The organism is Nocardia sp. NBC_00403, from assembly GCF_036046055.1.
In the GTDB taxonomy this organism is placed as follows: domain Bacteria; phylum Actinomycetota; class Actinomycetes; order Mycobacteriales; family Mycobacteriaceae; genus Nocardia.
The window spans coordinates 7,392,996-7,406,598 of the sequence record NZ_CP107939.1 but is presented as its reverse complement, the minus strand read 5'-3'; the positions used below and the strand labels follow the sequence as shown (position 1 = coordinate 7,406,598).

12 protein-coding genes are annotated in these 13,603 nt (G+C 66.4%); 10 read left to right on the top strand and 2 right to left on the bottom strand.

Annotated elements, in window-relative coordinates; translation table 11 throughout:
- Positions 1-68: 68 nt before the first annotated feature.
- From iolC to OHQ90_RS33170, 8 genes are all read left to right on the top strand, one after another.
- Positions 69-1,007, top strand: a complete 939-nt coding sequence (iolC, locus tag OHQ90_RS33205) for a 5-dehydro-2-deoxygluconokinase (RefSeq protein WP_328404292.1) — start codon at positions 69-71, stop codon at positions 1,005-1,007.
- Complete coding sequence (locus OHQ90_RS33200; RefSeq protein WP_328404290.1) at positions 998-1,891, top strand: Cgl0159 family (beta/alpha)8-fold protein; 894 nt, start codon at positions 998-1,000, stop codon at positions 1,889-1,891. The genes iolC and OHQ90_RS33200 overlap by 10 nt, the downstream gene beginning before the upstream one ends.
- On the top strand, positions 1,888-2,106 hold the full coding sequence (locus OHQ90_RS33195) for a hypothetical protein (RefSeq protein ID WP_328404288.1): 219 nt from the start codon (positions 1,888-1,890) through the stop codon (positions 2,104-2,106). Before OHQ90_RS33200 ends, OHQ90_RS33195 begins: the two co-directional genes overlap by 4 nt.
- Positions 2,107-2,263: 157 nt before the next feature.
- Positions 2,264-3,151 (top strand): 5-deoxy-glucuronate isomerase, encoded by an 888-nt coding sequence (iolB, locus tag OHQ90_RS33190; RefSeq protein ID WP_328404286.1) that lies wholly within the window; start codon positions 2,264-2,266, stop codon positions 3,149-3,151.
- 249 nt (positions 3,152-3,400) lie between these two features.
- Positions 3,401-5,284: a 3D-(3,5/4)-trihydroxycyclohexane-1,2-dione acylhydrolase (decyclizing) gene (gene iolD / locus OHQ90_RS33185; protein ID WP_328404284.1), complete on the top strand. Its 1,884-nt coding sequence runs from the start codon at positions 3,401-3,403 to the stop codon at positions 5,282-5,284.
- Between the two features lie 104 nt (positions 5,285-5,388).
- Positions 5,389-5,793 (top strand): VOC family protein, encoded by a 405-nt coding sequence (locus OHQ90_RS33180; RefSeq protein WP_328404282.1) that lies wholly within the window; start codon positions 5,389-5,391, stop codon positions 5,791-5,793.
- Positions 5,794-6,551: 758 nt separating this feature from the next.
- On the top strand, positions 6,552-7,325 hold the full coding sequence (locus OHQ90_RS33175) for a TetR/AcrR family transcriptional regulator (RefSeq protein WP_328404280.1): 774 nt from the start codon (positions 6,552-6,554) through the stop codon (positions 7,323-7,325).
- 366 nt (positions 7,326-7,691) lie between these two features.
- Positions 7,692-7,895: a cold-shock protein gene (locus OHQ90_RS33170; RefSeq protein WP_040693519.1), complete on the top strand. Its 204-nt coding sequence runs from the start codon at positions 7,692-7,694 to the stop codon at positions 7,893-7,895.
- 74 nt (positions 7,896-7,969) lie between these two features.
- Here OHQ90_RS33170 and OHQ90_RS33165 read toward each other — a convergent pair whose 3' ends face one another.
- Positions 7,970-8,617, bottom strand: a complete 648-nt coding sequence (locus tag OHQ90_RS33165) for a dihydrofolate reductase family protein (protein ID WP_328404278.1) — start codon at positions 8,615-8,617, stop codon at positions 7,970-7,972.
- Between the two features lie 122 nt (positions 8,618-8,739).
- Here OHQ90_RS33165 and OHQ90_RS33160 point away from each other — a divergent pair, with 122 nt between their 5' ends.
- Positions 8,740-9,234, top strand: a complete 495-nt coding sequence (locus tag OHQ90_RS33160; protein ID WP_328404276.1) for a winged helix-turn-helix transcriptional regulator — start codon at positions 8,740-8,742, stop codon at positions 9,232-9,234.
- Positions 9,235-9,728: 494 nt separating this feature from the next.
- On the opposite strand, the gene OHQ90_RS33155 is transcribed toward OHQ90_RS33160, so the two are convergent.
- Positions 9,729-10,562 carry a nucleotidyltransferase domain-containing protein gene (locus tag OHQ90_RS33155; RefSeq protein WP_328404274.1) on the bottom strand — a complete coding sequence of 278 codons (834 nt, stop codon included), beginning with the start codon at positions 10,560-10,562 and terminating at the stop codon, positions 9,729-9,731.
- A gap of 821 nt (positions 10,563-11,383) precedes the next feature.
- Here OHQ90_RS33155 and serA point away from each other — a divergent pair.
- Positions 11,384-12,982, top strand: a complete 1,599-nt coding sequence (gene serA / locus OHQ90_RS33150) for a phosphoglycerate dehydrogenase (protein ID WP_328404272.1) — start codon at positions 11,384-11,386, stop codon at positions 12,980-12,982.
- Positions 12,983-13,603 lie beyond the last annotated feature (621 nt).

The following is a 13,603-nucleotide window of genomic DNA, read 5'->3' as shown; positions in this document are numbered from 1 at the left end:
AGAAATGTCACGAGCGGCCCGATCAGGATCGTGCGTCCGACCGCTGCTGCACGACAGGCGGTGGCGTTGTGACCGGACTGGAAGCACTCACCATCGGACGAGTCGGCGTCGATCTGTATCCACAGCAGAGTGGCGTCGGACTGGCTGAAGTCGAGACCTTCGCAAAGTTCTTGGGCGGCACCGCGACCAACGTCGCGGTCGCCGCCGCTCGACTCGGCAGGCGTACCGCCGTGCTGACCAAGGTCGGACCGGACGGCTTCGGCGGTTTCGTGCGCTCGGCGCTGACGGGCTTCGGCGTATCGGCCGAGTACGTCACGACCGCGCCGAATCTGTTGACCCCCGTGGTCTTCTGCGAGCTCGACCCGCCCGCCGACCCACCGCTGTTGTTCTACCGCGCGCCCATCGCCCCGGATCTCACCATCGAGCCGGACGAGGTGCCCTGGGATGTGGTGGATGGCGTTGCGCTGCTGTGGGTTACAGGCACCGGCGTGAGCGCGGAACCGGCCCGTTCCACCCAGCGATCCATACTCGAACGCCGTGCCCGCCGCGGGCACACGGTGCTCGACCTCGACTATCGGCCGATGTTCTGGCCGGACGAGGCGACCGCGCATACCGAGATCAGCTGGATGCTCGACCACGTGAATGTGGTGGTGGGCAACCGCACCGAAGTAGAGGTGGCGGTCGGCACCGCCGATCCGGACGAGGCAGCCGACCGACTGCTGGCCCGTGGTGTGCGGCTTGCGGTGATCAAGCGCGGCGCCGAGGGTGTGCTCGTCGCGACCGAATCCGGACGCTGGTCGGTGCCGCCGTGCCCGGTCGAGGTGATGTGCGGGCTCGGCGCGGGCGATGGGTTCGGTGGCGCTTTGATCCACGGTCTGCTGTCGGACTGGGATCCGCAGCGGATCGCCACCTACGCCAACGCCGCAGGTGCGTTGGTGGCATCGCGACTGGCGTGTGCCGACGCGATGCCGACGAACGCCGAGATCGAGGAGGTGCTGTGTATCTGACCGATGAGCGCTGGCAGGAACTACTGCGTGTGCGCGCGACCGACCCGGCGGCGATCGAACGGGCCTATGCCAAGCGGCATCGACGTCCAGGTCTGTTGTCGGAGAAGGAAACACTCTTCCTCGTCGCCGCCGACCATCCGGCGCGTGGCGCGCTCGGCGTCGGCTCGGATCTGACGGCGATGGCGGACCGTCGCACGCTGCTGGAACGACTACTCGTCGCGCTGGCCCACCCTGAGGTGGACGGTGTGCTCGGCTCCCCGGACGTGGTCGAGGAACTACTGCTGCTCGACGCGCTGGACGACAAGATCGTCATCGGCTCGATGAACCGCGGTGGTCTGGCAGGCGCGGAGTGGGAGATCGACGACCGCTTCACCGGATACGACGCCGACGCACTGGTCCGCTTCCGCCTCGACGGCGGCAAAATGCTGCTGCGTCTCGTCGACTCGGACGCGGGCACCATCCCGACGCTGCACGCGTGCGCACAAGCTGTTTCGGAGCTGGCCGGACACGGTCTGATGGCGATGGTCGAACCGTTGCCCTACCACCGCGACGCCGCGGGCGCCCTGGTGATGAGCAGGGATGCGCCCGCGCTGGCCAGAGCGATCACGGTAGCGTCCGGCCTCGGCGTCACCTCCGCCTATACCTGGTTGAAAATCCCTGCGCCGCAGGACTTCTCCGTGCTGGATGCGACGACGCTGCCGGTCGTGGTGCTCGGTGGTGCGCCGTCGGGCGACCCGGCCGCCGATCTCGCCTCGTGGGGTGGCGCACTCGGCCACGATGTGGTCCGCGGCCTTGTTGTCGGCCGCACGCTGCTCTATCCGCCTGACGGTGACGTCGCAGCCGCAGTGGATGCGGCCGCCCAGATCCTCAAAGAGGCGCGATGAATGCCTCACTCGTCGCCCTTGGTCGCGGTACGTGCGGTGACCTGGTGATGAGTCTGTCCGAATGGGGCGGCCGGCTCGGCGACGATTCGGTCATCGAGGTGGTGCACCGGGTACGAGTGTGCGGGGTTGTCAGGTGGCCGCACCACCCTTCGCCGGGCGGCGAGGTCACGACATCGGGAGAAACAGCGGTCCAGGTCCTGAAGGAGGTCCGATGATCACGCCCGGGGGCGAAACGCCAACGCCGCGTCACTCGAGCCCGGCGATTTCAGTGGGGGACGTTCCATGGCTGCGGCAAAGGTCGTGTGGGGCTGTCCATCATGTGCCACTCGGCAACGGGGCTCGGTGGCAGTGGTGGGCCGGGCGGGAGGTGCGGTGAATCTGCATCGGCGGGCCGGGACGTTGAGCGACGGGGTGGATCCGGTGTTGCTCAATGTGGAAGCGGCGGGATGGAGTTACGCCGGGCTGCGGGTCCTGCGGTTGGGGGCGGGGGAGGTGCGTGCGGTGCACACGGGGGAGTACGAGGCGTTCGTTCTGCCGTTGGCGGGGTCGTGCACGGTGCGGGTGGACGGTCTGGAATTCATCTTGAACGGCCGAGATTCGGTATTCACGCGGGTAACCGACTTCGCCTATGTGCCACGTGATGCCGAGGTCGAGCTGTCGACGGTGGATGGCGTCGAGGTTGCGCTGCCGATGGCGCGGTGCGGGAATCGGTTGGCGCCGAGATATGGTCCGGCGGAGCAGGTTCCGGTCGAGGTGCGTGGTGCGGGGCCTGCGACTCGGCAGGTCACGAGCTTCGGCGTACCCGGGATATGGGATCACGCCGACAAACTCAACGCATGCGAGCTGATCACCCCGGACGGCAACTGGTCCTCGTACCCGCCGCACAAGCACGACGAGGCGAGCGAATGCGAAGTGGTCAATGAGGAGATCTACTACTTCCGCATCGCGGGGCGCGACGGGATCACCACGTCCGGCGAGGGTTTCGGCATGCATCGGACCTACACCGCCGACGGCGCGCTGGAGGAGAACGTAGTAGTCCGCGATGGCGACGTCTTCCTCGTGCCACGCGGCTACCACGGACCGTGCATCGCCGCCCCCGGCTATCCGATGTACTACCTCAACGTGCTGGCCGGGCCGGCCCCCGAGCGCTCGATGGCCTTCTGCGACGACCCGGCGCACACCTGGGTGCGCGACAGCTGGGCGGGACAGCCGACCGACCCCCGCTGTCCGGTCACCGACCACGAAGGCCGGTGCCGATGAATCCGCCCATTGCCGGGGCGCTCACCGGCCCTCCGGCGGACAGGTGCGAGGCAATGTCGGCGATTCATGTGTGCGGCTCGTCCCATCGACCCCGCCGCACGGTCACCGATCACGAAGGACTCCGCTCATGAAACTAGTTGTGGCGCAAGTATCGCGGAGCCATGAGGTCACGCGATCTTCTGATAAAACCCCTGGCAATGGCCGCGGCTACCCGCGTTGCGTGGCGGCCGACCTCGAAGGACGGAGCGCATGAAGCTGACCGCGGCCCAAGCGTTGGTGGCGTGGCTGATCGCCCAGCGGTCGGAGACCATCGACGGGCATGAAGTGCCCTTGTTTCCAGCAGTGTTCGCGATATTCGGGCACGGCAACGTGCTCGGCCTCGGTACCGCGCTGCATGAGCGCCGCGACGAGATACCGGTCTGGCGCGGACACACCGAGGAGGGGATGGCGTTGGCGGCGGTGGGACTGGCCAAGGCGACCCATCGGCGGCAGGTCGGGGTTGCGACCTCCTCCATCGGACCCGGCGCACTGAACATGGTGACGGCGGCCGGAGTTGCGCATGCGAATCGGCTTCCGCTGCTGCTGCTTCCCGGTGACACGTTCACCACGCGCGCGCCGGATCCGGTGCTGCAGCAGGTGGAGCATTTCGGCGACGGGACGCTCACGGTGAACGACGCCTTTCGGGCCGTGAGCCGCTATTTCGATCGAATCACCCGGCCCGAGCAGTTGCTCGCAACGCTGCCCCAGGTGGCGCGGGTCCTCACCGACGCGGCTGATGCCGGGCCGGTGACACTCGCGCTGCCGCAAGACGTCCAGGCCGAGATCTACGACTTTCCGGAGTCGTTCTTCGAACCGGTCGTGCATCGCGTGGTCCGGTCCCGCGCGGATCAGCGATCCCTGGCCGATGCCGCTGCGGTGCTGCGGGCGTCGTCGCGGCCGCTGCTGGTGCTCGGCGGCGGAGTTCGCTACTCCGGAGCGGCCGCAGACGCGGTGGAACTCGCTGAGCGGCACGGGATCCCGATCGTCGAGACGACGGCGGGCCGCACCTTGATCCCGCATCAGCACCCCCTGTATGCCGGACCGCTCGGCGTCACCGGCTCGGCTTCGGCCAACACGATGGCCGGCGCGGCCGACCTGGTGCTCGCGGTGGGCACCCGGCTGCAGGACTTCACGACGGCGTCCTGGACGGTGTTCGCCCCCGACGCCACTCTGATCACGATCAACGCGGCCCGCTTCGACGCTGTCAAACACGGCGCGCTCGCGCTCGTGGGTGATGCCGCCGCGGCGCTCCGGGATCTCGCTGTGCAGCTCGACCCGAATATGCTCGGGCAGAACGAGATTCGACGCTCAGGTGACACCGACGCCGAGTGGCGAGTCGATGCCGACTGGACGGCACGAGCAGCCGCGGTGCGCACCGAATGGGACGCCCACATCGACACGTTGCGCGCCCCGACCACCGGCCTGCCCACCTACGCCCAGGTGGTCGGCGTCGTCAACGAGCTGAGTGGGCCGGACGACTACGTCATGACCGCGTCCGGCGGCATGCCCGGCGAACTCGTCGGCGGCTGGCGCGCCACCGGCGGCGCACCGACCATGGATGTCGAATACGGCTTCTCCTGTATGGGATACGAGATCGCGGGCGCGTGGGGCGCGGCAATGGCACACGACGGCCTGGTCACCACCATGCTCGGCGATGGTTCCTATCTCATGCTGAACTCCGAGCTGTTCTCGGCGGCCTTCGCCGGCCACCCGCTGGTCGCCATCGTCTGCGACAACGACGGCTACGCGGTGATCGCCCGGCTGCAGGAAGGCCAGGGCGGCGAACCGTTCAACAACTTCTACGCCAACTGCCGCACCAACCACGCCGAACCACCACGAGTCGACTTCGCCGCCCACGCGCGCGCCCTGGGCTGCGCCGTATTCACGGCCACCGACGTGGACGAGGTCCGCAACGCCTACGCCCAGGCCCGCACCGCCGCCCGCGACGAGTCGCGCCCGGCCGTGCTGGTGGTGCGCACCCAGCCGTCCGCATGGACCGAAGCCGGCGCCTGGTGGGAGGTCGGTGTGCCGGAGCACCTCTCCGGCCGAGCGGCGTACGAGGAATCGAAGGCGCGCCAGGTGCGGTATTTGTAGTCAGTAGTGCAGGCTGGGCCGGTCGCGCGCCCGCAACTGGCGATCGGCGGTGACACCGGACGAAAATATCCGTTCGGGTCGGTTCGGGCGGGTAGCCTCCGCCTATGGGCCCCCTCGCGGATGCCGAAGTTGTCGCTTTTGTGCCGTCGTCGGACCTGACTCGGTCCGGCAAGTTCTTTGCGGAGGTCCTCGGTCTGACGATCGTGGAGGCGACGTTGTATGCGGTGGTCGCGCGCGGCGCGGGCACGACGGTCCGTATCACCCTGGTGAACGAGCTTGCTCCGCAACCGTTCACGGTGCTCGGCTGGGTTGTGCCCGACATCGGCCGAGCCGTCGCCGATCTGACCGAACACGGGGTGGTGTTCCTCCGCTACCCGGGGATGCCTCAGGACGTCGCCGGGGTGTGGGCTTCGCCGAGTGGTGACAAGGTTGCCTGGTTCGCCGACCCGGACGGAAATGTGCTGTCCCTGACCGAGTTTGCCGGCCAGCTGGTTACCGGTGCCTGCTGAGGTGTTGTCGTCAGTGTGCACCCGACCGCCAGAATCCACAGCATGGTGAGGCCGCCGACGGAGGCCGTCGTGCCCCAGCCGTTCGCCGCATAGAAATCGGCCGGTGTGTTCCCGAAGAACAGTGACGGGACGAACGCGATGTTGATCAGGGCAAGTACCAAGGCCGACCAGCCGGCCCAGCGCGGTAGCAGCGTGGTCCGCAGTATCGCGAAGCCGAAGGTCACGAAGAACAACGTCTCGAGCAGCCGGGAGATCGTGCCGTACAAGATGTAGGTGCCGCTGACCGTGATGGTCGGATCGATCGGTTCCGGCGCTTCGATCACAGCGCCGACCTCCAGGCCCATCGAGACGAAGGCGACCGTCAGCCACATCAGTCCCGCGGTGGCGGCGACGGAACCGACCCATGCGTAGTCGGTCTGCTTCAGCAGGTAACCCAGACCCGACATGAAGGCGACGAGCAGGGTAAGCCCCGTAAGCCCGAACATGCTGCGGGTCAAGACATTCGAGTCGGGCGGCGCACCGTCGTAGACGAAGTACAGCGGCAGTTCGATCAGGGTCAGAACGGCCGCGACGAGACCGGCTATTCCGGTAGTGCGGCGTATTGCGTTGATGTCCATGTGCTCTCGCTTTCGAGGAGTCCCGGATCGGCCGCCGGCATCGTCGATGGACCAGATCCGTAGTTAGTATATGACTTATACTATAAGCCGCATGTTAAAGTTTGGCGATGCCTTGACCAGTGGAAATGGAGGTTCGCGGCGATGTCCGGCGAGAAGCTGCCCGACCAGCTCGTGCGCATGTGGCGGCTGCCGACCGGGCCGCGGCTCGGCCGGCCCGCTGAACTGGATGTGGACCGAGTTGTCGGCACGGCGGTCGCACTGGCCGACCGTGCCGGACTCCAGGGCGCGACACTGCCGAAGATCGCTGCGGCACTGGGTGTTACGCCGATGTCGCTGTACCGCCACATCGGCTCCAAAGACGAACTGAACGATTTGATGGCAGACCTCGGCTTCGGCCCGGCGACGGAACTCGCCGTCTCGCAAGGGGAATGGCGCGCGGATCTGCGGCGCTGGGCACTCGCGCAGCTCGAAGTCTTCCGCCGCCACCCTTGGTTGACCCAGTTGCCGATCAGTGGCCCGCCGCGTGGGCCCAACGCGATCGACTGGATGGACGCCGGCCTGCGCGCGTTACGCGCCACAAGGTTGGACTGGGCCGCCAAGGTCGGTGTCATCATGGTCGTCAGCGGCTATGTCCGGCAGGGTTTTGTGCTGGCGTACCAACTCGAACATGGCAGCCGAGCTGCCGGTCTCGACCAGGCGCAGGTCGAACAGAATTATGGCCGTGACCTGGCTCGTCTTGTCGAGCCCGACCGATACCCGGATGCCGCACAGCTGTTCGGATCCACCATTTTCCAACCGCCGCCCGTCGTCGAGGGAAGCGAAGATCACGATTTCACCTTCGGCCTCGAACTCATACTGGACGGCGTTGCCGCCGCCGTTCTCGACGCGGAGCAGGGGGAGGGCGGCGCATCGTGATCCGCCGCGAATCTCATGGGTTCGCCGCACACGGCACGCACACTTTCGTGGCGCCGCGGAGCCGGCGCCTGCCGCACACGGCGCGCCCACGTCCGACGCGGTAATCGTTGTGCGACCGCAACATTGCGATCTCGGACCGGTCTCGAACTAGCCCGTTTGTTGCCTCCGCCCGCCGTCAGAGCCGTTTCCGTGACATGCGCATCGGACTCGGATTCGCTACCACAGCGCCCAGGGAACGTCGGTTTGCTCACAGTGGGAGGTGTCAGATGTGGAGGAATTCGTCGGATGATGGCATTGTTGACGTCGAGATCGGGCTTATCAAAGTGATCTGCCCGGCTCGCCTACAGGAAGTAAGAAGTAAAGAACATGGCTCAAGGCAGTGTGAAGTGGTTCAACAGCGAAAAGGGCTTCGGCTTTATCGCCCAAGACGGAGGCGGCCCTGACGTCTTCGTGCATTACTCGGCCGTCAGCGGCTCGGGTTTCCGGTCCCTCGAAGAGGGCCAGCGCGTGGAGTTCGAGATCGGCCAGGGCCAGAAGGGTCCGCAGGCCCAGGACGTCCGCGCTATCTGATCAAGCGTGACTTCTGAGAGGCTCGCACCCGGCAGGGGGTGCGGGCCTCTTGCCATATCCGGGGCCGGATCGGCTCAGGAGATTTTGGCGAACTGGACGTGGGTGACGCTGGGGGAGCTCACGATTGACGTGCATTCGTATCCGGGCAGTGTCCCGAGCTCGTTGTAGAGTCGTTCGCCTGCGCCGAGCAGGATCGGGACGACGGCCAGGTGCAACTCGTCCACCAAGCCCGCGAGCAGGAACTGTCGGACGGCCGATGCGCCGCCCGCCAACCGCACATCTGCGCCATCGGCGGCTTTGAACGCCTGGTGCAACACTTCTTCCGGGGTCTCGTTCACGAAGTGGAACGTGGTGCCGCCCGCCATCGAGACCGAAGGCCGCTGGTGGTGGGTCATCACGAAAGTGTCGTGGTGGTAGGGCGGGTTGTCGCCCCACCAGCCGGTCCATTCGTGGTCTGTCCATGGTCCGCGGATTGGTCCGAACATGTTGCGGCCCATGATGGTTGCGCCGATTCCGACGTCGCCGGCCACGACGAAGTCGTTGTCGATGCCGGTGTCGCCGTCGGCGTCCTCGCCGCCCATCGAGCGACCGTATTTCGTGGCGAACGCCCAATCGTGCAGCCGCATGCCGCCTTCGCCGAGGGGGTTGTCGTGACCTTGGTTCGGTCCTGCGACATATCCGTCCAGAGATATCGCGAGGTTGTGTACGCGCAGCTTCGGCATGATGACTCCTTCGTCAGGTGATTGCATTTTGCAATCGCTTGTGGAGTACTGTAAGCGCAACTGGTTGTATATTGCAATCAGAGGTGTCGGGATTCTTTATCGGCATGAGAAGGGAGCGCAACATGCGCGACGACGGACGCTCGGGTTGCCCGATCAACGCGACCATCGAGGTGATCGGCGACCGGTGGACGCTGCTGGTGCTGCGCGACGTGATGTTCGGCGACCGGCGATACTTCCGCGAGTTGCTGGCCGGATCCGAGGAGGGCATCGCGTCGAACATCCTGTCCGACCGGCTCAAGCGCCTCGTTGCGGCCGGACTGCTCAGCCGCGAAGACACCCGCCCCGGCCAGAAAGCCGAGTACCGGCTGACCGAACCCGCCATCCAGCTGGTGCCGATCATGGCCCACCTCGGTGCGTGGGGGCTGCGGCACCGGCCGACGACGAAACGCCTCCGGGTACGCGCCGAACTGCTCGAGGAGGGTGGCCCGCAGCTCTGGAACGAGTTCATGGACGAACTGCGCGAATCACATCTCGGTATCCCGCGGCCCGATCCGAGCGGGCCGCGGGCGACGGAACGACTCGCTCAGGCCTACGCTGCGGCGACCGCCGAATCGTAGTGCCGCACTGCTCGACTCGGACGCGGATGTTGGCGACGTGGCTTGGACGCCGATGCTGCGGGCGTGGCTTCGATGCCGATGCTGCAGGCGTGACTTGGATGCCGGTGCCGTCGACGTGACTCGACGCCGATGCTGCAGGCGTGACTTGGACGCCGATGTCGTCGACGCGATTTCGGCGCCGGTCGTGCAACCTGTAAACCCCGCGTCATTGAGGAACGTTCGTCGACAGTCCGTGCGGCGACGGCGGTGGTCGAACCATCCTGCGGCACGACGTCTCTCGTTCGTCCTGACGCGACCGGCCAGTTCCGGGACCAGCTCCGACCTACACACACCGCAGCGTGCGCTGCGCACAACTAGCCGAGGCGCGCTGACCTGCTCCGGCGGCGGAGCTCCAGTCGCCCCCGGCATCCCATGCCACAGCCGCCCCGGTCCGCGCTACCGCAACCGGTCCCGCTGACACTCGCCGAACTGGATGGCACCGGAATCTGCGACCTTCAGGAGACCGGCGCTACCCCGGGTGGTGTGACCGCAACGACTTCCTTCCGGAAGAAGTCCGCGGTCGCCGCGTGTACGCGCGCCAGGTCGCGGTCCTGAGTCTTCGGGAAAGCCGCTGCGGCACGGTCGAATTCGGCGGCGATGAAGTCGGCGATCGGCGCGGGAACGGTGCCGCTACCCATTTCGCGGGTGCGGGATTTGAGTTCGGTGAGCTCGGCGACGGTCGCGATGAGATCCGCGGGCAGATCGCACTGCTCCAGTAGTGTCGGCAGATGCATGGGCGCAACGGCAGCGTCGGGATGCTCGCGTAACCAGCGCAGCGCTATCGCCGGGCGGAGCGAATAGAACACCTTCTTCAACGACCGGTGCTTGTCGAACAGCGACCATTGCCTGCTGCCCAGGTGCAGGTAGTGGCGGGCCACCTGGTTGCGATCGGCGACCTCGGTTGCCAAGGCGCGCAGCTCATCACGGGAGCGGGCGTCGCCGCGGTACACGATCGGCGACATCAACCACTCGATCAACACGGCATTGCCCTTGACCAACAGTCGCAATGCCTTGGCCAGATCCCAGCCGTTCACATCCAGCAGACCGGCCAGCGGAGTCTCGATTACGTCCCTGGTCCGCCACGGCGACAGATAGGTGTCGATGTTCGCCACGTAGACGAACCGGCAGTCGTAGTCCGAATCGGGGGAGGGGAAACCCCATGCCCGGCTGCCGCTCTCGATCGCCAACCGCACCGTGATCCGATTCTCCTGCTCGACCCGATCGAGCTCGGCGTCGATGGATCCGACGACCGTCGGGTCCATGGAGTCGGGGATCGCGCGCAGAGACATCCGCCGATGCTATGTGCCGGTGATTGCGCTGTGCAGCCTATTTTCGCTCCGGCCGGTTCGAAGCGCCTGCCGAGTGCTCGGCCGGTTGCGACGGGTGCTCGGCGGTGCTGCTGCCGACTTGTCGACTCGCGCTGGATATTTCACGCTGCATGTCGCCGCATGTGTAATCGGCGTGTTTGTCCGAGTTTCCATCGGACGTGAACAGAGGCATTCTCAGGCAATTGCCAAGTTCCCCTTAGGTATTCGCAACATAGATCCTTTGCCGGGCTAAATATGGGCATTGGAAACCCGGCGTTGACCTGGTGCGTCGGCATAGGGGCTGCTCAGGATGCTTATGGACGGTTGTCCAGCTCACGATTGAGATCAAAATGTAATCTGGGTCACATTATTGCAGAATTCCGTAACCGGATTTAAGGGAGCCCCGATGTGCATTGTGTTAGCCAGTCAGACTGGATTTCGTTCGACGAGAGGTAAGAAATGATCCCCGTTATCATCGACACCGGTAGTGCCGCCCTGAACGGTCTTCTGAGCACTGGCAGTGCGGCTCTGCACGGCATCCTCAGCACCCTGTGGACCGGTTCTTTCGGCGGCTGAGTAAGTATGACGGTCGATTGACTCGACTTCCAGCAGGCCCCTTGCGCCCATCGGCGCCGGGGGCCTGCTGTATGTCCGGGTCGAGTCGAGCGCGGACATGCCGCTGTGCAGGCTCAACGATCGCACTGACGGCGGCCGCCTGCCGGGGGGTAAAAAGCCGCGAACCCGCGCCCACTAAGCTGAACGGCGGTAATTGCCGACCCCTTCCTCCCCAGGAGTACTCCACCGTGAGCCAAGCAGGCCGTCCTGTTGTTCTGATCGCCGACAAGCTCGCCCAGTCGACCGTCGATGCGCTTGGTGACGGTGTCGAGGTGCGGTGGGTCGACGGACCCGATCGCCCGGCGCTGCTCGCCGCGGTCCCCGAGGCCGACGCACTGCTCGTGCGCTCCGCGACCACGGTCGACGCCGAGGTGCTCGAGGCGGGCAAGAACCTGAAGATCGTCGCGCGCGCAGGCGTCGGCCTCGACAATGTCGAGGTGCCCGCCGCCACCGAGCGTGGCGTCATGGTCGTCAACGCGCCGACCTCCAACATCCACACCGCCGCCGAGCACGCCGTCACGCTGCTGCTCGCCGCCGCTCGCCAGATCCCGGCTGCCGACGCGACCCTGCGCGAGCGCACCTGGCAGCGCAGCAAGTTCAACGGTGTCGAGATCTTCGACAAGACCGTCGGCGTCGTCGGCCTCGGCCGCATCGGCCAGCTGTTCGCCGCGCGCCTTGCCGCCTTCGAAACCAAGATCATCGCCTACGACCCCTACGTGTCGCCCGCCCGCGCCGCACAGCTCGGCATCGAGCTGCTGAGCCTGGACGAGCTGCTCGAGCGCGCCGACCTGATCTCCGTGCACCTGCCGAAGACCCCCGAGACCAAGGGCATCATCGGCAAGGAAGCCATCGCCAAGACCAAGCCGGGTGTGATCATCGTCAACGCGGCCCGCGGTGGACTCGTCGACGAGCAGGCGCTCGCCGACGCCATCAAGTCCGGGCACGTGCGGGCCGCCGGCCTCGACGTATTCGAGACCGAGCCGTGCACCGACAGCCCGCTGTTCGAGCTGCCGCAGGTCGTGGTGACCCCGCACCTCGGCGCCTCCACCTCCGAGGCGCAGGACCGCGCCGGCACCGATGTCGCCAAGTCCGTGTTGCTCGCGCTGGCCGGTGAATTCGTGCCGGGCGCCGTGAACGTCACCGGCGGCTCGGTCGGCGATTCGGTCGCACCGTGGCTGGATATCGTCCGCAAGCAGGGCGCGCTGCTCGGTGCACTGTCCAACGAGCTGCCAGTCAGTCTCGAGGTTCAGGTGCGCGGCGAGCTGGCCTCCGAAGATGTTGCGGTGCTGGAGCTTTCCGCGCTGCGCGGCGTCTTCTCCGCACTGGTCGAAGACCAGGTCACCTTCGTGAACGCACCCGCGCTCGCCAAGGATCGCGGCATCAGCGCCCAGGTGACCACCGCGTCGGAGAGCCCGAGCCACCGTAGCGTCGTCGATCTGCGCGCGGTATTCGGCGACGGCAGCACGCTGAACGTGGCGGGCACCCTGACCGAGCCGCAGCTGGTCCAGAAGATCGTCAACATCAACGGCCGCAACTACGACCTGCGCGCCGAGGGCCTGAACCTGGCCGTCCTGAACTACGAGGACAGGCCGGGCGCACTGGGCAAGATCGGCACCAAGCTCGGCGAGGCGGGGATCGACATCCTTGCCGCGCAGCTGAGCCAGGACGTCGACAAGGAAGGCGCCACCGTCGTGCTGCGCGTCAACCGTGACGTCACCCCCGACGTCCAGACCGCCATCGCCGAGTCCGTCGGAGCAGGCAAGGTCGTCCAGGTCGACCTGTTCTGATCGATCGGCCGAGGCGCGAGCGATCGTAGTTGTCCCGGCCCTTTCGAGAACCCCGATGCGCGCCGTCACCAATGGTGACGGCGCGCAACGTATGAACGGGCGCACCGAACGGTGACTGCCTGGGGCAATGTATGAACGGGCGCACCGAACGGTGACTGCCTGGGGCAACGCAGCGCGGGCACAAGCCGTGCAGTCACGGCCGTGGTCGGTGCGCAGTTGGTGGCGGCTTAGTTGGGTCGTTGGGGCGGTTACCGGCTACGGCATCCGTGGGTGGTGGTCTGTGGTGCGCAGTTGGTGGCAGCTTCGCAGGGGTCGTCGGTGGTTTGCGGCTATGCAACCATCAGCGATGGCCCGTGAGTGTGCAGCCGGTAGCAGCCCCTCGCCGGATCGTGGGATGGCTATGTCTACGAAGCCGCGGGGGTGGCTCGTGGCGTGTGGAACCGGTGGCAGCCTCGCGGGGTCGTGGGATGGCTATGTCTACGGAGCCGTGAGCTGTGGCCCGTGGCGGATGCGAGCCGGCATCGGATACGTCTCGTCACCATGGCGCTTTGGCCGACCGACCCGCAGCATGACCGCGCCCGACGACGGACCGTCGTGATACACCAAGTACGGTGATGCTGC

Coding starts and splice junctions, on each gene's coding strand:
- OHQ90_RS33195 (WP_328404288.1), top strand. CDS start 1,888: ATGAATGCCTCACTCGTCGCCCTTGGTCGCGGTACGTGCGGTGACCTG.
- iolD (WP_328404284.1), top strand. CDS start 3,401: ATGAAGCTGACCGCGGCCCAAGCGTTGGTGGCGTGGCTGATCGCCCAG.
- OHQ90_RS33180 (WP_328404282.1), top strand. CDS start 5,389: ATGGGCCCCCTCGCGGATGCCGAAGTTGTCGCTTTTGTGCCGTCGTCG.
- OHQ90_RS33175 (WP_328404280.1), top strand. CDS start 6,552: ATGTCCGGCGAGAAGCTGCCCGACCAGCTCGTGCGCATGTGGCGGCTG.
- OHQ90_RS33170 (WP_040693519.1), top strand. CDS start 7,692: ATGGCTCAAGGCAGTGTGAAGTGGTTCAACAGCGAAAAGGGCTTCGGC.
- OHQ90_RS33165 (WP_328404278.1), bottom strand. CDS start 8,617: ATGCCGAAGCTGCGCGTACACAACCTCGCGATATCTCTGGACGGATAT.
- OHQ90_RS33160 (WP_328404276.1), top strand. CDS start 8,740: ATGCGCGACGACGGACGCTCGGGTTGCCCGATCAACGCGACCATCGAG.
- OHQ90_RS33155 (WP_328404274.1), bottom strand. CDS start 10,562: ATGTCTCTGCGCGCGATCCCCGACTCCATGGACCCGACGGTCGTCGGA.